Here is a 21,863-nt window from a genome sequence, read left to right on the forward strand (position 1 = left end):
GCATTACTGCTGCGGCTTGGCGTGCCAGATGATTTTGCTGACCGTCCAACTTTTCAGGGTGTCGTCCGGCGGAATGATATCCTGCGCCCCGGCCCAGTTGCCGCTGAAGATGTAGGTGACGTACTTGCTCTGCTCCGCCACGCACTCCACTTTACCGGCGTCTTCGCCGCTGCCCGGTTTACAGGAGCCGAACGCCTTGCTGTACATATCGCCGAACGGTGTGCCGAGCTTGTTGCCCCACTCCGTCGCCACTTTCGGATCCAGCACGTCCACCCGCTGCAGGCGCCCCTTCGGTTCGCCGGTGATCACCAGCTTCACCTCGTCGCCGGACAGCGCCTGGTAGTAAGAGACGATCTGGCCGTTGTTGGTCGCCATGCCGCCGCGCAGACGGTAGTTGCCGTCCAGCCCGTCGTTGATGGCGCTTTCCGACATCGGCGTGCCGGCGTTGAGCTTGCCGACGCCCTTGGCGCCGACCTCCAGGCTGCTGCCGAACCAGTTGAACGGCGACAGGCTGGACCAGGAGAAATTGGACATGCTCGAACAGCCGGTCAATAACAGCGGAAGCCCTAACAGCAGGGGGCGAATATTCATCTCTAGCTCCTTAAACATCAATGGCACGGGGCGGTAACCCGCCCCTGCCGCACTCGGCGTTTTGCTGCGTGCCAGCCTCTCACAACGGCCCGCACTACGCCAACGGTTGCCAGCTTGGAGTGCGGAAAATGCGAAAAGTGCCGCACTTCTCGGCAATTAGTCGGCGTGCTCCGCCGGCGCGAAACAGGCTTTCAGACGCGCATTCAACAGCAGATAGCTCAGCGCGAGCGCATCGAGCAGCGCCAGCGTCAGTTCCAGCCCCGGCGCATCGCCGTCCTGGCGCCACAGGCTGAACAACGCGCCGCAGAGCGACGCCAGCACGGAGATAACCAGCCCCCAGCGCCAGCCGCGCCACAGCCGCGGCCATTGATGGCGACGGCCGCTCAGCAAAAACGCCAGCGCTGCCGGCAAGCCGAGCAACATGCCATACCAAAAGCGTTGGGTATCCGGATAAAACAGCGCCAGCAAGCTTTCGCCCTGTTCACGCGAAACGCCGGCCATCACGAACAGCAGCCAGGTGCGCGCCTGCAGAATCAGCACGGCCCAAAATCCCAGCGGCAGTCGCAGCGCGCCGTGCTGGTCGTAATCGTCCGGGGAAAACCGGGGTGAGAATGGCTTCAACGATCGTTCCTTGCCAACAGAATAAAGACTATGGCTACAGATGGGCGCCGGCGATGGGAATTTCAATATGTCGGCTTAAGAAGCTCTTAAGATCGGCGTGTTTTAATGCTTATCACTAAGCAAGCAACCCGATATCAGCGGGATGTGATTTTCGATAACAATAAGGAAGCGCAACATGAAAAAACTGACTCTGGCCGCTCTGATCGCGCTGTGCAGCGCACCGGTACTGGCGCAACAAGGCGGGTTCCTCGATCCGGCCGCGCCGCAGGCCCAAACGCAAACCACCGCACAAGGTGGTTTCGCCGGCCCCAGCGCAGCGCTGACCACCGTGGACAAGGTGAAATCGCTGAGCGACGACACCTGGGTGATGCTGCAGGGCAACATCGAGCAGCGCATCGGCGACGAAACCTATACTTTCCGCGACGCCACCGGCACCCTGACGGTCGATATCGATCGCAAACGCTGGAACGGCCAAACCGTTACGCCGAAAGACAAGGTACAGCTGGAAGGCAAAGTGGATAAAGACTGGAACAGCCTCGAAGTGGACGTGAAAACCGTCAAAAAGCTGCCGTAATGCACTGCGTCGGGCGGTGCAACACCGCCGCCCGACGCGCGATCAATATTCCTGATCTTCGATCAGCCGCTTGCCCAGGCTGGTGATGCCCTGGATCTCGTAGCCGAGCTTCTCGTACATCTCGACCACCGTGTCGTTGTCTTCGCGCACCATAATCTGGATCTTCGGGCAGCCGCGGGCGATCAACTTCTTCTCCAGACGGTTGATCAACGCATTGGCGATGCCGCGCCCGCGATAGTCGGGATGCACCCCGAGGTAATACGCCGACCCTCGGTGGCCGTCATAGCCGCCCATCACCGAACCGACCACTTCGCCGCCGACTTCCGCCACCAGGAACAGCTCCGGGTCGTGGTTCAGCTTGCGCTCGATGTCCATTTCCGGATCGTTCCAGGGCCGCAGCAGATCGCAGCGCTCCCACAGGGTAATGACTTCTTCAAAGTCGTCTTGTCGAAATACGCGAATTTCCATCGATGTTGGCCGCTGTTAATTAAGGTGTTTATCTGATTATCGCGTGATTATTCACTTACGCAATATCAAACTGCGATTTACCGCGCTATTTACCCGGAAATCGCCGGTAACAGGCGTAATAAATGGAAATAGTTATCGGGTCGATTAATGATTATCAATACGATATAACGTCGCAAAATAGAAACGTCGATGGAGCGTTGCGTAATGAAAAAGCAGGGTAAACAATTCCTCAATTTTAAACCGCTTGCCGTTTCCCCGACGCGACGCCAACTTTTGCTTTCCGGCCTGGCGGTGGCGCTGTTCGGCGTGAAAAACCCAAGCGCCAGGGCGGAAGGCCTGCTGCGTAATCAGCACAGCAAACCGGCGGCGAAACCGGCCGGCGGCAAAAAGCGGGTGATGATCGATCCCGGCCACGGCGGCATTGACTCCGGCGCGGTCGGCCACGAAGGTTCGCAGGAAAAACACATCGTGCTGGAAATCGCCAACCACGTGCGCCGTTTCCTGCATGAGCACGATCACGTCGAGGCGCGCCTGACGCGCGAAGAAGACGAGTTCATTCCGCTGTTCCAGCGGGTGGAGATCGCCCACCAGCACCAGGCCGATCTGTTCATTTCGATTCACGCCGACGGTTTTACCAGCCCGTCGGCCTCCGGCGCTTCGGTGTTCGCCCTCTCCAACCGCGGCGCCAGCAGCGCCATGGCGCGCTACCTGTCCAACCGTGAAAACGCCGCCGACGACGTGGCGGGCGGCAAATACAAGGATCAGGACAACTACCTGCAGCAGGTGCTGTTCGATCTGGTGCAAACCGACACCATCAACAACAGCCTGACGCTCGGCCGCCACGTGCTCGGCCAAATTCGCCCGGTGCACCATCTGCACAGCGACAGCACCGAACAGGCGGCGTTCGCGGTGTTGAAATCCCCGTCCATTCCCTCGGTGCTGGTGGAAACCTCGTTCATCACCAACCCGAACGAAGAGCGGCTGCTGGGCACCACCGCGTTTCGCGAGAAAATCGCCCGCGCCATCGCGGACGGCATCGTCAACTTCTTCGACTACTTCGACGCCCACCAGCGCAAACCCCGCTGATGCCGCGGGCGGCGAATAAGAGTATACTCAGCGCCTTGTTCAGCCAGACGCTATAAAGACCCCGCATGAGTTTACCTAACATCGCTGAAGTAAAATCCTTCCTGCTGGCGCTGCAGGATCATATCTGTGCGCAGCTCGCTCAGGCCGACGGCGGCGCCGTGTTCACCGAAGACCAATGGACGCGTGAAGAAGGCGGCGGTGGCCGCAGCCGCGTGCTGACCAACGGCGCGGTGTTCGAACAGGCGGGGGTTAACTTCTCGCACGTCTCCGGCGCCACCCTGCCGGCCTCGGCGACCGCGCACCGTCCGGAACTGGCCGGGCGCAGCTTCCAGGCGATGGGCGTCTCATTGGTTATCCATCCGCTCAGCCCTTACGTGCCCACCAGCCACGCCAACGTGCGTTTCTTCATCGCCGAAAAACCGGGCGAAGCGCCGGTGTGGTGGTTCGGCGGCGGCTTTGATCTGACGCCGTTCTACGGCTTCGAAGAGGATGCCGTGCACTGGCACCGCACCGCGGCCGATCTGTGCGCGCCGTTCGGCGACGAGGTCTACCCGAAATATAAACAGTGGTGCGACGATTACTTCTTCATCAAGCACCGCAACGAAGCACGCGGCATCGGCGGCCTGTTCTACGACGATCTGAACACCCCGGACTTCGACCACTGTTTCGCCTTCACCCGCGCGGTGGGCCAGGGCTTCCTCGACGCCTACCTGCCGATCGTCGAAAAACGTAAGGCCTTGACCTGGGGCGAGCGCGAGCGCCAGTTCCAGCTGTACCGCCGCGGCCGCTACGTGGAGTTCAACCTGGTGTGGGATCGCGGCACGCTGTTCGGGCTGCAAACCGGCGGGCGCACTGAGTCCATTCTGATGTCGATGCCGCCGCTGGTGCGTTGGGAGTATAACTACCAGCCGGAAGGCGACAGCCCGGAAGCGGCGCTGGAGCGCGATTTCCTGCCGGTGCGCGACTGGCTGCAGGAGGCGAAATGATGCAGGTTTGGGTCGATGCAGACGCCTGTCCGAACGTAATCAAAGAGGTACTGTTCCGCGCCGCCGATCGTACCGCCATCACCGTGACGCTGGTGGCGAACCAACCGCTGCGCACGCCGCCGTCGAAGTACATCCGTTCGCTGCAGGTGGCGGCCGGCTTCGACGTGGCCGACAACGAGATCGTGCGCCGCTGCGAAGCGGGCGATCTGGTGATCACCGCCGACATTCCGCTGGCGGCGGAGGTGATAGAGAAAGGCGCGGTGGCGCTGAACCCGCGCGGCGAACGCTATACGCCGGACACCATTCGCGAGCGCCTCAACATGCGCGATTTTATGGATACCCTGCGCGCCAGCGGCATTCAGACCGGCGGCCCGAACGCCCTGAACCAGCGCGACCGCCAGCAGTTCGCCAACGAGCTGGACAAATGGCTGCTGCAGGCGAAACGGGCGCAGTGACTGCGCCCTGTTCTGCTGCAGTTTAGAAGCGCACCTCCCCGCCGAAGATATAGGTGCGTCCACGGGCAGTGTTGGCGGCCGTCGCGTCATCCCCTTGGATCGGCAACATATTCAGTTTGTTCAACGCCTCGGAATAGCTCTTGTTCATCACGTTTTGCACGCTGAATTTCAGCATGACGTTGCGGTTGATCTGATAAGTGCTGTACAGGTCGATAACGGTAGGAATATTCGGCATTTCCTGCTTGAGGATTTCACCGGTCGATTCACTCTGCTCATAATCCGGCGACAGGCGACGCGTCTTGCCCGTATATTTCACGATGCTGCCGACGGTTAGCGATTCATCAAGAAAACGCACCCCGGTATCCAACGTAAAGTACATGTCCGGCAGTTCATTGATATCCCCGGCGCCGAAATAGGTGCTAGCGATGGAGGTCGGCTGCTCGGTGTGCTGTTTGCTGAAAGAGACGCGCGCGAAGGCTCGGCCGGCATCATAGTTGGCTTCAACCTCAACACCATGCATACGCACCGGCGTCAGAGAGTTGACGTAGATATACATATTGTCCGAGTAATCTTCGCTCGCATCGGCCCAATCGTTTTCCAGATTTTCGCGATAGCTGCATTTCCGTCCATTGCGGCACACCATGTAAGATTCACTGAAGATGTAATTGCGCACTTTACTGGTATAGCCCACGACCTTGAGGCGTAAAGAGTCTTCCTTCACCAGCAGATCGTGTCCGTTGGCGTTGAAGCCGGCCTGCCAGGTTTCCGCTCGTTCACCTTTGAGGAACGGGTTCATCGATGCGCCACCCGAGTTGGAATAGAACACTTCTTGAATGTTCGGCGCACGCATCGACTTGCTGTAGCTGACGAATGGCTGCAACCACGGCGTCACCTGTGCCGATAGCATTACCGAAGGATTGAACCCTTGCTCTTTCAAATTGATGCTAGCGGCCCCTTGCGGGAAGCACTCCACGCGATAATCGCATTCAGGCTTGTAACCGGTCAGCTTGTTGCTGGTGTAGTTCAGGTTGAGATCGAGCTGATAGATATCCCGGTTAAGCTGCAGGCCGGTATATAAACTGCCGATTCGCTGCTCGCCGGATGGCGCAAAGGTATTATTTTCTATTGCTTCCTGCGCCGTCTGCGAATTCTCTATAGCCGATTCTACATGCTTGCGGTATTGGTTGCGCATCAGTTTGCCGCCATAGCTGAAGGCTACATCGGTATCCAGCAGGCTGAATCGGCTGGTGTTATTGATATCCAGCGCATCGGAGCGGTTTTCCGCGTTGGTGTTAAAGAAGGTGAACAGCGAACCGCCGTCGTATTTTTGATTGCCTTTACTGGTGCTGACGGTGAGGTTTAAATCCACCAGCTCCGAAAACGGCGCATAGTGATATTTGAGGTAGAGGTCATGGCTATCGATATCGCGCCGAGAAAAGCGGTTTTGGTAGTTTCTGGCGGAAAACTCAATGCTATTGAACTCGTTCGGTTTGATATCCAGTTTGAACAGCTGTGACTTGGGATTTTGCTTCATAAATTCATCGTACCCAAAATCTTCGCTGCTGATACCGTCGCCATTGTTGAAGTTCGAGTAAATGGAGCTCCCACTGACCGCGGCCATCGCGCCAATGCTGCCGGTATCGGTAAACGCCTGCCCCTTACCGGCGACGGCGATCATGCCGCTGCGGCCAATGCCGTTGCTGCCGACCGAGAATTTGGTTCTCACCCCGAAAGGATTGCCAGAAAAGATCACATCATCGACACCGATTGTGCGGAAGTTAGCACTGCCTGCCAACGCATTTACGCCGCTGCCGCCACTGTTCTCACCGCGCGCCACGTCCACTCCGACGATAAAATTGGGATCTATCAAGACCCCCGCCTGGTTATTGGTCGAACCATGTGACATCACACCAGACGTGGAAGTACCGTAATAGTTCTGGGTAATGCCGTCGACCATGGTATTGACCCGGCCGAAACCGCTCAGGCCGCGAATATTGACGCTGACGGCCCCCTGACTGGGATCGATCTGGGTATAGGTGCCCGGCATGCTGCGCAGAATGCTGTCCACCGACTCCAGATTCTTGTTTTCGTCGCGCGAGCTGAACGCGCCCGGCCGGGCCAACGCCTCTTTTTCGCTGCTTTTGCCGCTGTCGGCGGCCGAGACGTTGAGCGGGCTGAACGCCACGCTGCCTTTATTATTTTCCACCTGTTCCTGCGCGGCCGCAGCCTGCCCGTACAGCGCCAGTCCCGCGCCGATCAGGCTCGCTATCATTTTGATTTTCATATATCCCCAGAAATAGCCAATAAGGTTTGATGGCCGACAATGCCCAGCAAAAAGCCCGCCGAAAGCGCGGTAAAAGGTTGTTATTGTTTTATTGCGCCGCAGCGTGCTGCGGCGCTGAAGGTTATTTCTGCGCCTGCCGGTCCGCCGCCAAAATAAAGGCGTACTCCAGCGCGCCGTTTTCCAGCCGCGCCAGGCGGCCCGATTTGCCGCCGTGGCCGGCGGTCATGTCGGTGGAAAGCAGCAGCAGCGAATCGCCCTGTTTGAAACGCCGCAGCTTCGCCACCCATTTGGCCGGTTCCCAATACTGCACCTGCGAATCGTATAAACCGCTGGTGACCAGCAGGTTCGGGTAATGCTGCCGGCGCACGTTGTCGTACGGGCTGTAGGATTTCATCAGCGCATAGGCGGCCGGCTGGTGCGGGTTGCCCCACTCCTCGTATTCGCCGGTGGTCAGCGGAATGCTGTCGTCCAGCATGGTGGTCACCACGTCGACGAACGGCACCTGCGCCACCACCGCGTTGTACAGCTGCGGCGCCTGATTGATCACCGCCCCCATCAGCAAGCCGCCGGCGCTGCCGCCCATGGCGTAGATGCGCCCCGGTTGGCCGTAGCCGTCTTTGATCAGCGCCTGGGTGGCGTCGATGAAGTCGTTGAAACTGTTCGGTTTCTGCGTCAGCTTACCCTGTTTGTACCAGCTCTGCCCCAGCTCGCCGCCGCCGCGCACGTGGATCAGCGCATAGACGAAGCCGCGATCCAGCAGGCTGATGCGGTTGGCGCTGAACGCCGGATCCATGCTCATGCCGTAAGCGCCATAGCCGTACACCAGCAGCGGGTTATGCCCGTTTTTGAACAGCGATGTGCGGTACACCAGCGAGACAGGCACCTTCACGCCATCGCGCGCCGTGACCCAGATACGCTCGCTGTGATACAGGCTGGGATCGACGCCTTTCACCTCCTGCTGCTTCAGCAGGGTGCGCTCGCCCTTATTCAGATCCCACTCATAGGTGCGGGTCGGCGTGGTCATCGCCGAATAGCCGTAGCGCAAGCGATCGCTGTCCGGCTCCGGGTTATAGCCCAGCCAGGCCATGTAGCTGGCGTCGTCGAACGGGATGGCGCGCTCGGTTTTGCCGTCCCAGCTGATTTGCCGCAGCTGCACCAGCCCGTTGGCGCGCTCCTGCACCACCAGCCAGTCGCGGAACAGGCTGAAGCTTTCCACCTCGTGCTGCGCCTGCGGTGCGATCAGCGTCTGCCACGGTTTGCCCGCCGCCGCCGTGCGGTACAGGCCGAAGTTCGGGTCCTGATGGTTGGAACGCAGGTAGAACTCGCCGCGGTAGTGATCGAGGTAATACTCGCGGCCGTTCTGCCGGGCAGCGAACAGCTGCGGCTCGCGCTGCGGCTGGTTGGCGTCGATCAGGCGCACTTCGGAGGTGGTGTTGCCGCTGATGGTCAGAATCAGGTAATCGCGCGAGGACGAGCGGCCGAGGCTGAGGTAGAACGCCGGATCGTTCTCCTGGTACACCAGCTTATCTTCCGCCGTCGGCGTCCCGTACCGATGCCGGTAGACCTGGTACGGCAACAGCGTTTGCGGGTGGTTGCGCACGTAGAACAGGGTTTGGTTGTCGTTGGCCCACACCATATTGCCGGAGGTGTTTTCCAGCGTTTCCGGCGACCAACGCTCACTGTCTATCTCGCGCAGGGAGATGCGGTATTGGCGACGGCCCTGCAGATCTTCGGCTACCGCCAGGCGGCGGTTGTCCAGGCTGACGTCCATCGCCCCCAGGCGGTAATAGGCGTGGCCGGCCGCGCGCTGATTGGCGTCCAGCAAGGTTTGCCACGGCGCGTCGGCGGTGAGCGCCTGGCGCTGATACAGTGCGAAATCTTTACCGGCGGCGTAGCTTTCCTGGTAGCGATAGCCGTTGAGCTGATACGGCACCGAACGATCGTCAGGGCTCATGCGGCCCAGCATCTCCTGATACAGCGTGGCGCGCAGCTTCTGGTACGGCGCCATCATCTGCTCGGTATAACGGTTCTCCGCCTTCAGGTAGTCCAGCACCTTCGGTTCTTTTCGGCTGTCGTCGCGCAGCCAGTAGTAATCGTCGGTGCGCGTCTCGCCGTGGGCCGTCAGCGCTTTCGGCGCGCGTTCCGCCAACGGCGGCTGCGGTTGCGCTAACGCACCGCCGGCGAGGCCTAAAGAAAGCCAGAGCGCGGCCGCGATGCGACGGCGCGGGGTGAATAACAGCGGATTCATAATCCCTCACGAAGTTTGAAGAGGCGCACGACGGCGATGCGGCGCCTGCGGGCATTAACGGCGGGCATTCAGCTCCGCCAGATTGAAATCGATCGGCATCGTCACCTTGACGGCCCCCTGTTGCAGCATCTCCGGCGGCGGCGGCGGCAACGGCTGGGCGCGCGACACCACCGCCACCGCTTCCCGATCCAGCGACGCGGTGCCGGAACGCACCTGCAGCATGACGTTCGAGACCCGTCCCTGCGCGTCAACGCTGAAACTGACCTGCGGCATGCCGCTGCGCCGCCGGCTGCGGGCATCCAAAGGGTAATCCTTGATGCGGTTCAGTTTGCCTTTCACCAGGCTCTCCCACGACAGTTTGGCCTGCGCATTGCTGTTGGCGTCGCTGTTGATCGGGGCGGCGGTCTGGTGGGAGATCGTCTGCGCCTGCGGCGCGGCGGCGCTGGACGCGGCGGCATTGCGCGTCTCTTTGGCCTGTTCTTGCGGCTTCGGCTGCGCTTTTTGCGGGGGACGGTGTTCAGCGCGCTTCTTCTGCGCCGTCACGATTTTTGCTTTATCGGCGCGCGCCAGCTTGGGCAGATCCGGCTGTTGCTGCTGCTCCGCGGGCTGCGCCGCGGCGGATTCCGCCTGCTGCACGCCCAGCGGCAGCGGCTTGCTTTCCGGCGCTTCAATCTGCGCCGCCCAGCTCATCATCACCGCCGGCGGCGGCAACACCACCGGCTCCAGCGCCGTCTGCGGCCAGTAAAACAGCAGCACCAACGCCGCGTGCGCCGCCAGGGCGAGCAGCAGGCCGCGCGCCCAGCGCGGCTGCGGCAGTTCAAAGGCCGGGAGGGAGTAAGACTGACTTAACATAGGGGCATTAGCTTGCTTAATTGCGAATGATTGCAGATCACATTTACTAATGATAATCATTTGCAACTATAATTAACACCCCTTTTCACTCTCTTAACGTATTCATTTCACTGATGGTGTGATCCACAGGTAGTCTGCGGTGTTCGCATCGACCTGTACGCCCGGTTCCGCCAGCATCAGCACCGTCGGCACCGCCGCCGGTTGCAGATCCCGCACGTGCAGCGGCACGCCCACCGATTTGGCGGCGTGATAGCCACCGGCGATCAACAACGCGGGCGTCGGTGCCGCCAGCAGACGTTCCGCCATGCGCCGATCGCGCTGCTGCTGGATCGCCAGCATCGCGTGCAGCTGGTCGGCCTCAATCTTGCCGCCGTGCGAAGTGCGGATGGTCTCTTCCAGCGCCTTGCGCACCGCCGGCTGCGCCGATAGCTGCCCCGCCGGGAACTGCGGCTGCTGATAGAACGCCGTAATCTCGCTGCGATCCAGGTTGGCCGACCACAGCGGGTAAGGCGCACGCATCGCCGCCATCGTCACCCCGCCATACAGCTCCCACTTCCAGCCCGGCTGCCAGGCGATCAGTTCCGCTACGCGGCCGTCACGCACCGTGGGATCGCTCTGCAGCCACTGTTTGACCTTGTCGACCTGCGCCTGCTGGTTCGGGTTGATCATCTCCATCAGCACGCTGCCCTGCGGCCGCCGTTGCGGCAGCTGCTGCACCAGCCATTGCTCAATCTGATGGTGGTAAGGATTGTCATGCTTCTCCCCCAGGATCACCCGCGGCTGCTGCGCCAATCGCGTCAACAGCTGCTCCGGCGTCAGGGTCGCGCCGCTGTGCAGATCGGTGATGCTACCCAGACTCACGACGTCGCTGGCCGGCGTCTTAACCGGCGTTTGGCTGCAGGCGCCAAGCGCCAACGCCGCCAATAAAATCAGATATCTCATCATGTTGCCCCATTATCGAAAATGGCGACATTATAGATAATAATTATCATTTGCATATAGATTTGGCTTAACGATTTTTTACGCGGCGATCGCCGGCTGCGCATTGCGTTGAAAAAGCATTGCGGGTATAACCAATAGCCATTCAGATATTTAGACGTCTATACGGATAGATTATTATGCAACCATCGGCACCCGCCGCAGGACAGTTCAAACGCAGCATGAAGGCCCGGCACCTGGTGATGCTGTCGCTGGGCGGCGTGATCGGCACTGGGCTGTTTTTCAACACCGGCTACATCATCTCCACCACCGGCGCGCTCGGCACGCTGCTGGCCTACCTGATCGGCGCATTGGTGGTGTATCTGGTGATGCTGTGCCTGGGCGAACTGTCGGTGGCGATGCCGGAAACCGGCGCCTTTCACGTCTATGCTTCGCGCTATCTGGGGCCGGCCACCGGCTATGCCGTCGCCTGGCTGTATTGGCTCACCTGGACGGTGGCGCTCGGCTCCAGCCTCACCGCCGCCGGATTCTGCATGCAGTACTGGTTCCCGCAGTCGCCGGTGTGGCTGTGGTGCCTGATCTTCTGCGCGGCCATTTTCCTGCTTAACGTGGTGACCACCCGCTTTTTCGCCGAAAGCGAATTCTGGTTTTCGCTGATCAAAGTGGTGACCATTCTGGCGTTCATCATACTGGGCGGTGCCGCCATGTTCGGTCTTCTGCCGATGAAAGACGGCACGCCGGCGCCGTTCCTGCATAACCTGACCGCTTCCGGCTGGCTGCCGCACGGCACGCTGCCGATCCTGATGACCATGGTGGCGGTGAACTTCGCTTTCTCCGGCACGGAGCTGATCGGCATTGCCGCCGGTGAAACCGAGAACCCGGAAAAAGTCGTACCGCTGGCGATCCGTACCACGGTGATCCGCCTGATGCTGTTCTTTATCGGCACGGTCTTCGTGCTGGCGGCGTTGATCCCGATGGATCAGGCGGGGATCGTCAAAAGCCCGTTCGTGTTGGTGTTTGAACGCATCGGCGTGCCTTACGCGGCCGATATCTTCAACTTCGTGATCCTGACCGCCATCCTGTCGGCGGCCAACTCCGGCCTGTACGCCTCGGGGCGCATGCTGTGGTCGCTGGCCCACCAGCGCACCCTGCCGGCCTACTTTGCGCGCGTCAATGCGCGCGGCATTCCGATCAACGCCCTGACCTTCAGCATGCTCGGCGGCGTGCTGGCGCTGCTGACCAGCGTGATCGCGCCGGACACGGTGTTTGTCGCCCTGTCGGCGATCTCCGGTTTTGCGGTGGTGGCGGTGTGGCTGAGCATCTGCGCGGCCCACTTTGCTTTCCGCCGCGCCTACCTGCGCAGCGGCCAGCCGATAAGCGGCTTGAAATACCGCGCGCCCGGCTACCCGCTGACGCCGATCCTCGGCTTTGCGCTGTGCCTGCTGGCCTGCATCGGGCTGGCGTTCGATCCGGAGCAGCGCATCGCGCTCTACTGCGGGCTGCCGTTCGTCGCCCTGTGCTACCTCACCTATTTCCTGACCCGGCGCGCCGGGCAAAAAAACGCTTTGGGAGAACAACATGTCGGTTAACAACCCTGTCGCCCGCCTGCTGGCCGAACACCCCACGCTGATCCTGGACGGCGCGCTGGCCACCGAGCTGGAAGCGCGTGGCTGCGATCTGACCGATCCGCTGTGGTCGGCCAAGGTGCTGATTGAAAATCCCGAGCTTATCTATCAGATACACCTCGATTATTTCAACGCCGGCGCCCAGTGCGCCATCACCGCCAGTTATCAGGCCACGCCGCAGGGCTTCTTGCGCCGCGGCCTGGATCAGGATCAATCGCTGGCGTTGATCGCCAAAAGCGTGCAGCTGGCGCAACGCGCGCGCCACGATTATCTGGCCGCACACCCGCAGGCGGCGCCGCTGTTGATCGCCGGTTCGGTGGGCCCGTACGGCGCCTATCTGGCCGACGGTTCGGAATACCGCGGCGACTACCGGCTGGCACAGGATGACATGATTGCCTTCCACCGCCCGCGCCTCGCAGCCCTGGCCGCCGCCGGCGTCGATCTGCTGGCCTGCGAAACGCTGCCGTCGTTCACCGAACTGCAGGCGCTGCTGACGCTGCTGCAGGAGTTCCCGACGCTCGGCGCCTGGTTCGCCTTCACCCTGCGCGACAGCCAACATCTCAGCGACGGCACGCCGCTGACGGAAGTCCTGTCCGCGCTGCGCGGCAATCCGCAGGTGCTGGCGATCGGCATCAACTGCATCGCGCTGGACAAGGTCGCCCCAGCGCTGCGCCAACTGGGCGCGCTGGCCGACAAACCGCTGCTGGTTTATCCGAACTCCGGCGAGCACTACGATGCGATCAGCAAAACCTGGCACGCGTGCGGCGGCGAGCACGGCAGCCTGGTCGATCAGGCGACAGAGTGGCGCGCGCTCGGCGCACAATTGATCGGCGGCTGTTGTCGCACTACGCCGCAGGATATTCGCGCCATCGCCGCGCGCTGTAAGAAATGAGCAGGGGGGTTATTCGGTTAGCCGGCGTAAGTGTTCAGCGGCTTGTTCAACGTTGAGGCGGCCTTGAGCTGCTTCAACCGTAATTTCGACCAGTTCTGCGTCTTCCCGCAGTGCAATGCCATTAATACCGAGAAATAGCGCCATGCTTTGGAAGGCCGTACGTTTGTTGCCATCAAGAAAAATGTGACCGTGGCTGATGGCGATGAGATAGAGCGCGGCCAAGCGGTAAACGTCTGTGACGTTCTCGTAGTGGTAAGCATTGAGCACGCGGTTGGCTACAGCCTCAACTTTGCTGCCTTCCTGGCGGCCGTGAGGCACAATTTCAGCATTGAACTCCGCAATATCCTCTGCGGTCAAAAAGATCATCTATTCGCCAGCGCCTTAATCGTATCCGCGTGTTTAGCCTGAATGCGCGCTTTCACTTTGGCTTTGACCAAAACCTCATAGTCGGCCTTACTGATGATGTAAACCTCATCGTGTCCGCGGCGCGTCACTTCCACCGGCTGTTTTTGCGCTTCCAAAAGCACCTCGGCCAAATTGTTTCTCGCCGCCGTGTAGCTAATCGTAGTCATTTTCTTTACCTGTACATGTACATATTTGACGATTATTTGTACCACGTCCACTGGAAATAAAAAAGCCCCCGGCGCCAACAGCGCAGGGGGCCAGTCACTCAACCCGGGCTTACAGTGGTTCGGTCTGGGCTTCCACTACCGCCAGCGCCACCATGTTGACGATGCGGCGCACCGAGGCGATCGGCGTCAGGATGTGCACCGGCTTGGCGACCCCCATCAGCACCGGCCCGACGGTCACCCCTTCCGAGCAGGAGACGCGCAGCAGGTTGTAGCTGATGCGCGCCGCTTCCATGTTCGGCATGATCAGCAGGTTGGCTGAGCCTTTCAGCGGGCTGTCCGGCATCAAATCGTGACGGATGCTTTCCACCAGCGCGGCGTCGCCGTGCATTTCGCCGTCGATCTCCAGCTCCGGCGCCAGCTCATTCACCAGCTCCAACGTTTTACGCATCTTGCGCGCCGCCGGGCAATCAGACGAACCGAAGCTGGAGTGAGACAGCAGCGCCACCTTAGGTTCGATACCGAAGCGGCGCACGGTTTCCGCCGCCATCAGGGTGATCTCCGCCAGCTGTTCCGGCGTCGGATCGTCGTTGACGTAGGTGTCGGCGATGAAAGTGTTGCCGCTCGGCAGCAGCAGCGCGTTCATCGCGCCGGCGACGTGCGCGCCTTCACGGAAACCGAACACGTTCTTCACCACGTCGTAATGCTCGTGGTAGCTGCCGATGGTGCCGCAGATCATCGCATCCGCTTCGCCGCGGTGCAGCATGATGGCGGCGATCAGCGTCGGGTTGCCGATCACCGCGCGGCGCGCCTGTTCCTGCGAAACGCCGCGGCGTTTCATGATCTGGTAGTACTCGCCCCAGTATTCGTTGAAGCGCGGGTCCGACTCGTTGTTCACCACTTCGAAATCTTTACCCGGCGTCAGCTGCAGACCCAGCTTTTTCAGGCGCATCTCGATCACGCTCGGGCGGCCGACCAGGATCGGGAAAGCCAGCCCCTGCGACACCAGCTCTTGCGTGGCGTGCAGCACGCGCTCTTCCTCGCCTTCCGCCAGCACCACCCGCTTCACCTCTTTGCGCGCCTGCGAGAAGATCGGCTTCATGAACAGGTTGGTTTTGTAGACGAACTCCGCCAGCTTCTCGACGTAGGCGTCGAAGTCTTCGATCGGGCGCGTCGCCACGCCGGAATCCATCGCCGCCTTGGCCACCGCCGGCGCGATCTTGACGATCAGGCGCGGATCGAACGGTTTCGGAATGATGTATTCCGGGCCGAAGGAGAGATCCTGGTCATCATAGGCGGAAGCCACCACGTCGCTCTGCTCCGCCAGCGCCAGATCGGCGATGGCATGCACGCAGGCCAGTTTCATCTCTTCGTTGATAGTGGTGGCGCCCACGTCCAGCGCGCCGCGGAAAATGAACGGGAAGCACAGGACGTTGTTCACCTGGTTCGGGTAGTCGGAACGGCCGGTACAGATGATGGCGTCCGGGCGCACCGCTTTGGCCAGCGGCGGCAGAATTTCCGGTTCCGGGTTGGCCAGCGCCATGATCAGCGGATCGCGCGCCATGGTTTTCACCATATCCTGCGTCAGGACACCCGGGCCGGAGCAGCCGAGGAAGATGTCGGCGTTCGGGATGGCGTCGCCCAGCGTGCGCTGACCGTTATCCTCGATGGCATAGGCGGCTTTGGTCTGCTCCATGTTGGCGTCGCGGCCTTTATAGATGACGCCTTTGGAATCGCAGACGGTGATGTTCTGTTGACGCAGCCCCAGCGCCACCAGCAGGTTCAGACAGGCGATAGAGGCCGCACCGGCGCCGGACACCACCAGCCGTACGTCGGAGATGTTCTTCTTCACCACGCGCAGGCCGTTGAGCACCGCCGCAGTGGTGATGATCGCCGTGCCGTGCTGGTCGTCGTGGAACACCGGGATCTTCATGCGCTCACGCAGTTTCTGTTCGATGTAGAAACACTCCGGCGCCTTGATGTCTTCCAGGTTGATACCGCCGAAGGTCGGTTCCAGCGCGGCAATAATGTCGATTAATTTGTCAGGGTTATGCTCATCCACTTCGATATCAAATACGTCGATACCGGAAAACTTCTTGAACAAAACGCCCTTGCCTTCCATCACCGGCTTACCGGCCAACGCGCCGATATTGCCCAGACCCAGTACCGCCGTGCCGTTGGAAATCACCGCCACCAGGTTGCCGCGCGCGGTGTATTTGTAGGCCGCCAGCGGATCTTCGGCGATCTCGAGGCAAGGCGCGGCGACGCCCGGCGAATAGGCCAGCGCCAGATCGCGCTGGGTCGCCAACGGTTTGGTAGGGGAAACCTGGATCTTCCCTGGGACAGGAAACTGATGGAAATCAAGGGCACTCTGTTTGAGCTGTTCGTCCATTATGGATTCCTTTGTTTTTTGCTTTTATGTTGAGGTAAGGCTTTGAGGCTGCGCCCTGCCGTGGGCCATGGCGCCCAAGTACAATGACAGGGCACAGCCTTGAAGTATAGTGAGAGAAACCTCACAAACTTTGAAGCGCGCCATAACCTTGGTCGAAATTCCGTTTTAAAAGTAAAAAAAAGAAGGTCTGCGGGACGAGCAAAGAAACGCCGCCGTCAGCGCGGCGGCAGCATGGCGCGCCAGGCGTTGAGCGTATCCACCTGGCCGGCGCAAATGTGTAACGAGGTTTGTAACGCCAGGGCATAGCTTACCGCATCGCCCCAGGTCTTCCCCTGCAACTGCGGCTGCTCACAGGGAGAGAATACCGACTCAGGGGGCAACAGCGGCACGGCCTGCGGCGCCGGCGGCCGGGCGCAGGAGCTCAAACACAGCGCCAGGCAGAGGCTGAGCGGCGCAGGGATCGTTTTTAATCGCTTCACGGTATTTCCTCTGATAAGCCTCGTGTTGTTGGCGTAGCTGCTGTTCCTGCCGCTGCTGCGCCGCCATCAGCGCACGGTTTTGCGCATCCTGAGTCTGCAGGGTGGCGATCAGCCCCGCCTGCTGCGCCAGGCTTTTTTGCAGTTCCTCCGCCTGCTGGCGCACAGACGCCAACTGGTGCGACAGCAGCGAGCTGTAGCCGCCGAGGCAGATAGCCGCCAGCAACAGCAGCAGCAACCCGCCCTGCATCAGTTTTTGCAGCCAACCGCTCATGCCGGGTAGTCCCGGAACGTCAGCTGGAAGTGCGGGCCGTCCTTGAGGGTTTTCCATTCGCCGCCCCATTCGACGATGATGCCGCATTCACGCGCCGCGCGCCGCACCGCCACCGCAATCTGCGCGTAGTAATCCCACTCCCAGGAGACCACACCCGCCGGCATCGCCACCACATCCACCGCGTGACCGGTCAGATGGCGGCTGCGCAGCGTTTGGCTGCTGCCGGCGCGCACCATTTCCCGCTGGCGCGCCATACTGCGCAGCCCCTCGCTGACGGAAAACGGCACCAGGGAATAACGCAGCGCCAGACGAATAACGCGCACCAGATCCGGGTGTACGCCGCGCAGGTTTTCTTCGCTGCGGGCAGTAAAGCGAATCTCTTCGATGTCATTTAACATTTTTAAACCCCGTCTTTTTGCCGATGAATTTTTTAATTAAGGCGTTGATGTAATCCGCCCCCATAAAACCAATCAGTACGCTGGCCAAATTCGCCCAGTTTAATTCCAGGCCCATCAACGCCAGCGCATCGCGCACCGTCCAGGCCAATAACGCGCACATCGCCGCATTCAATAAACGGCGCCGAATACCCACGTTGCGATAGGCACCGTGCAATAGCGCCATCACGCCGGCCAGAATGGCGTTCAATACCGGCTGAAGATATTCACATACTCGCTGGACTATTAAGCCAACAGCGTCAGGCTCTATGCTGGACATAGCTCATCTCCTTTTTTATTTTTAATTAAATGCCAATCACGGCCGGTGGGACATCGGATATTCAGAATCTAATTAAGGATGCTATTACAAAGCAAATGAATAAATACAGCCCCTATGGTCGAATTCATTCATGCTGAGCGCTGGCACAACTCATCAGCGCCAATTTGTGCAGCAGTGAATAAAAATTCATTGTCATTGTGATTTATTTCGACTTTTGTTTTCACTAAAAATAAACATTAATGGCAACGGGAAATATTTCCCCATCATAAAAACATCCACTCTGGAGAAATGCCATGTCCACACGTAAAGCCGTTATTGGGTATTATTTTATTCCGACCAACCAAATCAATAATTACACCGAGACCGATACGTCTGTCGTGCCGTTCCCGGTTTCCAACATCACGCCGGCCAAAGCCAAACAGCTGACGCACATCAACTTCTCGTTCCTGGATATCAACAGCAATCTGGAATGCGCCTGGGATCCGGCCACCAACGACGCCAAGGCGCGCGATGTGGTCAATCGTCTGACCGCGCTCAAAGCGCACAACCCCAGCCTGCGCATCATGTTCTCCATCGGCGGCTGGTACTACTCCAACGATTTGGGTGTGTCGCACGCCAACTACGTCAACGCGGTGAAGACCCCGGCGTCGCGCACCAAGTTTGCCCAATCCTGCGTGCGCATCATGAAGGATTACGGCTTCGACGGCGTGGACATCGACTGGGAGTATCCGCAGGCGGCGGAAGTAGACGGTTTCATCGCCGCGCTGCAGGAGATCCGCACCCTGCTGAACCAGCAAACCGTCACCGACGGCCGCCAGGTGCTGCCGTATCAATTGACCATCGCTGGCGCCGGCGGCGCTTTCTTCCTGTCGCGCTATTACAGCAAGCTGGCGCAGATCGTCGCGCCGCTCGATTACATTAACCTGATGACCTACGATCTGGCCGGCCCTTGGGAGAAGGTAACCAACCACCAGGCGGCGCTGTTCGGCGACGCGGCCGGGCCGACCTTCTACAACGCGCTGCGCGAAGCCAATCTGGGCTGGAGCTGGGAAGAGCTGACCCGCGCCTTCCCCAGCCCGTTCAGCCTGACGGTCGACGCTGCGGTGCAGCAACACCTGATGATGGAAGGCGTGCCGAGCGCCAAAATCGTGATGGGCGTCCCCTTCTACGGCCGCGCCTTCAAGGGCGTCAGCGGCAGCAACGGCGGCCAGTACAGCAGCCACAGCACGCCGGGTGAAGATCCGTATCCGAATACTGATTACTGGCTGGTGGGTTGCGAAGAGTGCGTACGCGACAAGGATCCGCGTATCGCTTCCTATCGCCAGCTGGAGCAGATGCTGCAGGGCAACTACGGCTATCAGCGGTTGTGGAACGACAAGACCAAAACCCCTTACCTGTATCATGCGCAAAACGGGCTGTTTGTCACCTATGACGATGCCGAAAGCTTCAAATACAAAGCGAAGTACATCAAGCAGCAGCAGCTGGGCGGCGTGATGTTCTGGCACCTGGGGCAAGACAACCGCAACGGCGATCTGCTGGCCGCACTGGATCGCTATTTCAACGCCGCGGACTACGACGACAGCCAGCTAGATATGGGCACCGGGCTGCGCTACACCGGCGTCGGCCCCGGTAACCTGCCGATCATGACCGCGCCGGCCTACGTGCCGGGCACCACTTACGCGCAGGGGGCACTGGTGTCCTATCAGGGTTACGTCTGGCAGACCAAGTGGGGTTACATCACCTCGGCGCCGGGCTCAGACAGCGCCTGGCTGAAGGTGGGCCGCGTGGCGTAAGCCGTAAAAAACCCCGTAGCCGAATGCTGCGGGGTTTTCATTGAGTTAACCGTTTGATTTTCGCGTCCCTTCGTGTCTATTCCATCAGTTGTGGCACCACGGATAGCCGCCATCCCGTACCACTTCGCGGCCCATCAGGCTGTAGACATCGCTTTTGCGCGTCAGCCGCTCATGCCACCAGTTAAACCCGGCGCCCTTGCTGGCCGGGTGCCACGCCAGCCAAATCATTTCGTCGCCCTTTTGCATTTCCACCGGCACCGTCACCAGTTCGCCGCTGGCCAATTCCTTTTCGATCAAAGCAGGCGGCAGAAAAGCGTGGCCGATGCCGCGTTTGAGCAGCGCCAGGTTGCTTTCCACGTCGCATACCACCAACTGACGCTGCAAGGGCAGCGTGCCGTGATTGCGCTTGGGCAGCTCGTGGCTGCTGTCGGCGATCACCACCACGATGTCGTTCAACCGCTGTTTCTTGCACACCGGTTTTCTCTGCGCCGCAAACGGGTGCGAAGGCGACACGCATAGCACAAAGTTGAGCTTGCCGAGCATCAGGGTTTTGGCCTGTACGCTGTCGGGAATTTGGCCGATGGCGATGATCAGATCCGCCCGGTTGTTCTTCAGCGCATCCCAGGTACCGTTCAACGCTTCCCGCTGCACCGAGATACTGGCGTTCGGGCAATGCTGAATATAGTCGCGGATATCCTGCGTCAGGGTTTCCAACGGGAAGAAGGTGTCTACCGCCAAGCGGATATTATTGTCCAGCTTGGGGATGTTGCGCACCCGGCTTTCCAGATCCTGCACCGCATTTAATATCCAGCTGCCCTCCTGCAGGAGAAACTCCCCTTCATCCGTCAGGGTAATCATGGGGCCATTGCGATGAAAAAGTTTCACGCAGAGTTTGCTTTCAATATTGGAAACCCGATAAGAAATCGCCGAAGGCGTTTTATGCAGTGCCTCCGCCGCCATAGAGAAAGATCCGGTGCTCTTGATGGTGCTGATTATTTTAATCGCGTCCAGGGATAATCTAGTCATACAAATTCCTCTTTAAAATAAAATAAGAAAAATGACACTAAATTCCCAAGGTGGTGGCGCACAAAAATCGATCAAATCGAACAAGGGTACTCATAGCAACAAGCAATATACTTCATAAATGAGAGCGCTATCTTAAATACTATTCATCACGACCTGATATAAAATTCATCATAGCGCCCTACTTTTACACAGCGACAGTTAAATAAATTCAGCCTAACGATCAAAGATCGTCATCATAATAATTTTCGTTAATAGCCGTTAAAACATTCCGCTCTATCGCATGACCAGAATGATAAAAATAAAACAAGCCGACAAGAAGGGTTATTTCCAATTGCGTTATTACTCTCTCATTTTGTCGGTGAAATACGCTCAACTTACAACATTATTTCAGTCAGGAGTGACTTATGAACAAAACTTCCCGTACCCTGCTCTCTCTGGGCCTGCTGAGCGCGGCCATGTTCGGCGTTTCGCAACAGGCGAATGCTCACGGTTATGTCGAGTCGCCAGCCAGCCGCGCCTACCAGTGCAAACTGCAGCTCAACACGCAGTGCGGCAGCGTGCAGTACGAACCGCAGAGCGTCGAAGGCCTGAAAGGCTTCCCACAGGCCGGCCCGGCTGACGGCCACATCGCCAGCGCCGACAAGTCCACCTTCTTCGAACTGGATCAGCAAACGCCGACGCGCTGGAACAAGCTCAACCTGAAAACCGGCCCGAACTCCTTTACCTGGAAGCTGACCGCCCGTCACAGCACCACCAGCTGGCGCTATTTCATCACCAAGCCAAACTGGGACGCTTCGCAGCCGCTGACCCGCGCTTCCTTTGACCTGACGCCGTTCTGCCAGTTCAACGACGGCGGCGCCATCCCTGCCGCACAGGTCACCCACCAGTGCAACATACCGGCAGATCGCAGCGGTTCGCACGTGATCCTTGCCGTGTGGGACATAGCCGACACCGCCAACGCCTTCTATCAGGCGATCGACGTCAACCTGAGCAAATAA

23 protein-coding genes are annotated in these 21,863 nt (G+C 59.5%); 8 read left to right on the forward strand and 15 right to left on the reverse strand.

What is annotated here, in order from left to right; all coding sequences use genetic code 11:
- Positions 1-3: 3 nt before the first annotated feature.
- Both ACSJLU_RS17940 and ACSJLU_RS17945 read right to left on the reverse strand, forming a co-directional pair.
- The gene (locus ACSJLU_RS17940) at positions 4-591 is read right to left on the reverse strand and encodes an RpoE-regulated lipoprotein (RefSeq protein ID WP_049205388.1); all 588 of its coding nucleotides are present in this window, start codon (positions 589-591) and stop codon (positions 4-6) included.
- Between the two features lie 156 nt (positions 592-747).
- A complete protein-coding gene (locus ACSJLU_RS17945; RefSeq protein WP_025303790.1) occupies positions 748-1,212 on the reverse strand; it encodes a DUF2919 domain-containing protein in 465 nt (154 codons plus the stop codon).
- Positions 1,213-1,387: 175 nt separating this feature from the next.
- Between ACSJLU_RS17945 and ACSJLU_RS17950 the strand changes: the two genes are divergently transcribed.
- The gene (locus ACSJLU_RS17950) at positions 1,388-1,786 is read left to right on the forward strand and encodes a YgiW/YdeI family stress tolerance OB fold protein (protein ID WP_025303791.1); all 399 of its coding nucleotides are present in this window, start codon (positions 1,388-1,390) and stop codon (positions 1,784-1,786) included.
- 42 nt (positions 1,787-1,828) lie between these two features.
- On the opposite strand, the gene ACSJLU_RS17955 is transcribed toward ACSJLU_RS17950, so the two are convergent.
- Positions 1,829-2,254 carry a GNAT family acetyltransferase gene (locus tag ACSJLU_RS17955; protein WP_004936504.1) on the reverse strand — a complete coding sequence of 142 codons (426 nt, stop codon included), beginning with the start codon at positions 2,252-2,254 and terminating at the stop codon, positions 1,829-1,831.
- Positions 2,255-2,458: 204 nt separating this feature from the next.
- Between ACSJLU_RS17955 and amiA the strand changes: the two genes are divergently transcribed.
- The 3 genes from amiA to ACSJLU_RS17970 all read left to right on the forward strand — a co-directional run bounded on the left by amiA (position 2,459) and on the right by ACSJLU_RS17970 (position 4,781).
- Positions 2,459-3,340, forward strand: a complete 882-nt coding sequence (gene amiA, locus ACSJLU_RS17960; RefSeq protein ID WP_380825982.1) for an N-acetylmuramoyl-L-alanine amidase AmiA — start codon at positions 2,459-2,461, stop codon at positions 3,338-3,340.
- 65 nt (positions 3,341-3,405) lie between these two features.
- Positions 3,406-4,326: an oxygen-dependent coproporphyrinogen oxidase gene (gene hemF / locus ACSJLU_RS17965; protein WP_025303793.1), complete on the forward strand. Its 921-nt coding sequence runs from the start codon at positions 3,406-3,408 to the stop codon at positions 4,324-4,326.
- On the forward strand, positions 4,326-4,781 hold the full coding sequence (locus tag ACSJLU_RS17970; protein ID WP_025303794.1) for a YaiI/YqxD family protein: 456 nt from the start codon (positions 4,326-4,328) through the stop codon (positions 4,779-4,781). The genes hemF and ACSJLU_RS17970 overlap by 1 nt, the downstream gene beginning before the upstream one ends.
- A gap of 22 nt (positions 4,782-4,803) precedes the next feature.
- On the opposite strand, the gene ACSJLU_RS17975 is transcribed toward ACSJLU_RS17970, so the two are convergent.
- The 4 genes from ACSJLU_RS17975 to ACSJLU_RS17990 all read right to left on the reverse strand — a co-directional run bounded on the left by ACSJLU_RS17975 (position 4,804) and on the right by ACSJLU_RS17990 (position 11,107).
- Positions 4,804-7,065 carry a TonB-dependent receptor domain-containing protein gene (locus tag ACSJLU_RS17975; RefSeq protein ID WP_049209346.1) on the reverse strand — a complete coding sequence of 754 codons (2,262 nt, stop codon included), beginning with the start codon at positions 7,063-7,065 and terminating at the stop codon, positions 4,804-4,806.
- Positions 7,066-7,186: 121 nt separating this feature from the next.
- The gene (locus ACSJLU_RS17980; RefSeq protein WP_380825986.1) at positions 7,187-9,313 is read right to left on the reverse strand and encodes a S9 family peptidase; all 2,127 of its coding nucleotides are present in this window, start codon (positions 9,311-9,313) and stop codon (positions 7,187-7,189) included.
- Between the two features lie 54 nt (positions 9,314-9,367).
- Positions 9,368-10,165, reverse strand: a complete 798-nt coding sequence (locus ACSJLU_RS17985) for an energy transducer TonB family protein (protein ID WP_025303797.1) — start codon at positions 10,163-10,165, stop codon at positions 9,368-9,370.
- 102 nt (positions 10,166-10,267) lie between these two features.
- Complete coding sequence (locus ACSJLU_RS17990; protein ID WP_025303798.1) at positions 10,268-11,107, reverse strand: ChaN family lipoprotein; 840 nt, start codon at positions 11,105-11,107, stop codon at positions 10,268-10,270.
- 176 nt (positions 11,108-11,283) lie between these two features.
- Between ACSJLU_RS17990 and mmuP the strand changes: the two genes are divergently transcribed.
- Together mmuP and mmuM are read left to right on the forward strand one after the other, a co-directional pair.
- On the forward strand, positions 11,284-12,693 hold the full coding sequence (gene mmuP, locus ACSJLU_RS17995) for an S-methylmethionine permease (protein ID WP_123892304.1): 1,410 nt from the start codon (positions 11,284-11,286) through the stop codon (positions 12,691-12,693).
- On the forward strand, positions 12,683-13,621 hold the full coding sequence (gene mmuM, locus ACSJLU_RS18000) for a homocysteine S-methyltransferase (RefSeq protein ID WP_089181192.1): 939 nt from the start codon (positions 12,683-12,685) through the stop codon (positions 13,619-13,621). The genes mmuP and mmuM overlap by 11 nt, the downstream gene beginning before the upstream one ends.
- 9 nt (positions 13,622-13,630) lie before the next feature.
- Here mmuM and ACSJLU_RS18005 read toward each other — a convergent pair whose 3' ends face one another.
- The 7 genes from ACSJLU_RS18005 to ACSJLU_RS18035 form a co-directional block, all read right to left on the reverse strand.
- Positions 13,631-13,987: a type II toxin-antitoxin system death-on-curing family toxin gene (locus ACSJLU_RS18005; RefSeq protein WP_025303801.1), complete on the reverse strand. Its 357-nt coding sequence runs from the start codon at positions 13,985-13,987 to the stop codon at positions 13,631-13,633.
- Positions 13,984-14,295, reverse strand: a complete 312-nt coding sequence (locus tag ACSJLU_RS18010) for a type II toxin-antitoxin system Phd/YefM family antitoxin (protein ID WP_226905689.1) — start codon at positions 14,293-14,295, stop codon at positions 13,984-13,986. Before ACSJLU_RS18010 ends, ACSJLU_RS18005 begins: the two co-directional genes overlap by 4 nt.
- A gap of 7 nt (positions 14,296-14,302) precedes the next feature.
- Entirely contained in the window at positions 14,303-16,582 is a 2,280-nt protein-coding gene (gene maeB / locus ACSJLU_RS18015) for an NADP-dependent oxaloacetate-decarboxylating malate dehydrogenase (protein ID WP_016926766.1), read from the reverse strand.
- A gap of 215 nt (positions 16,583-16,797) precedes the next feature.
- Positions 16,798-16,971 carry an Rz1-like lysis system protein LysC gene (gene lysC, locus ACSJLU_RS18020; RefSeq protein ID WP_380825991.1) on the reverse strand — a complete coding sequence of 58 codons (174 nt, stop codon included), beginning with the start codon at positions 16,969-16,971 and terminating at the stop codon, positions 16,798-16,800.
- Entirely contained in the window at positions 16,952-17,332 is a 381-nt protein-coding gene (locus ACSJLU_RS18025) for a DUF2570 family protein (protein ID WP_043140376.1), read from the reverse strand. The genes lysC and ACSJLU_RS18025 overlap by 20 nt, the downstream gene beginning before the upstream one ends.
- Entirely contained in the window at positions 17,329-17,730 is a 402-nt protein-coding gene (locus tag ACSJLU_RS18030) for a M15 family metallopeptidase (RefSeq protein WP_025303803.1), read from the reverse strand. The genes ACSJLU_RS18025 and ACSJLU_RS18030 overlap by 4 nt, the downstream gene beginning before the upstream one ends.
- A complete protein-coding gene (locus tag ACSJLU_RS18035; protein WP_033643982.1) occupies positions 17,720-18,046 on the reverse strand; it encodes a phage holin, lambda family in 327 nt (108 codons plus the stop codon). Before ACSJLU_RS18035 ends, ACSJLU_RS18030 begins: the two co-directional genes overlap by 11 nt.
- A 293-nt stretch (positions 18,047-18,339) precedes the next feature.
- On the opposite strand from ACSJLU_RS18035, the gene ACSJLU_RS18040 reads away from it, so the two are divergent.
- Entirely contained in the window at positions 18,340-19,839 is a 1,500-nt protein-coding gene (locus ACSJLU_RS18040; protein ID WP_043140380.1) for a glycosyl hydrolase family 18 protein, read from the forward strand.
- Between the two features lie 84 nt (positions 19,840-19,923).
- Here the strand turns inward: ACSJLU_RS18040 and ACSJLU_RS18045 are convergent, their stop codons facing one another.
- Positions 19,924-20,865, reverse strand: a complete 942-nt coding sequence (locus tag ACSJLU_RS18045) for a LysR family transcriptional regulator (RefSeq protein ID WP_025303805.1) — start codon at positions 20,863-20,865, stop codon at positions 19,924-19,926.
- Between the two features lie 404 nt (positions 20,866-21,269).
- On the opposite strand from ACSJLU_RS18045, the gene ACSJLU_RS18050 reads away from it, so the two are divergent.
- Positions 21,270-21,863: a lytic polysaccharide monooxygenase gene (locus tag ACSJLU_RS18050; RefSeq protein WP_004936574.1), complete on the forward strand. Its 594-nt coding sequence runs from the start codon at positions 21,270-21,272 to the stop codon at positions 21,861-21,863.

It is taken from the genome of Serratia bockelmannii (assembly GCF_051803255.1).
GTDB lineage: Bacteria > Pseudomonadota > Gammaproteobacteria > Enterobacterales > Enterobacteriaceae > Serratia > Serratia bockelmannii.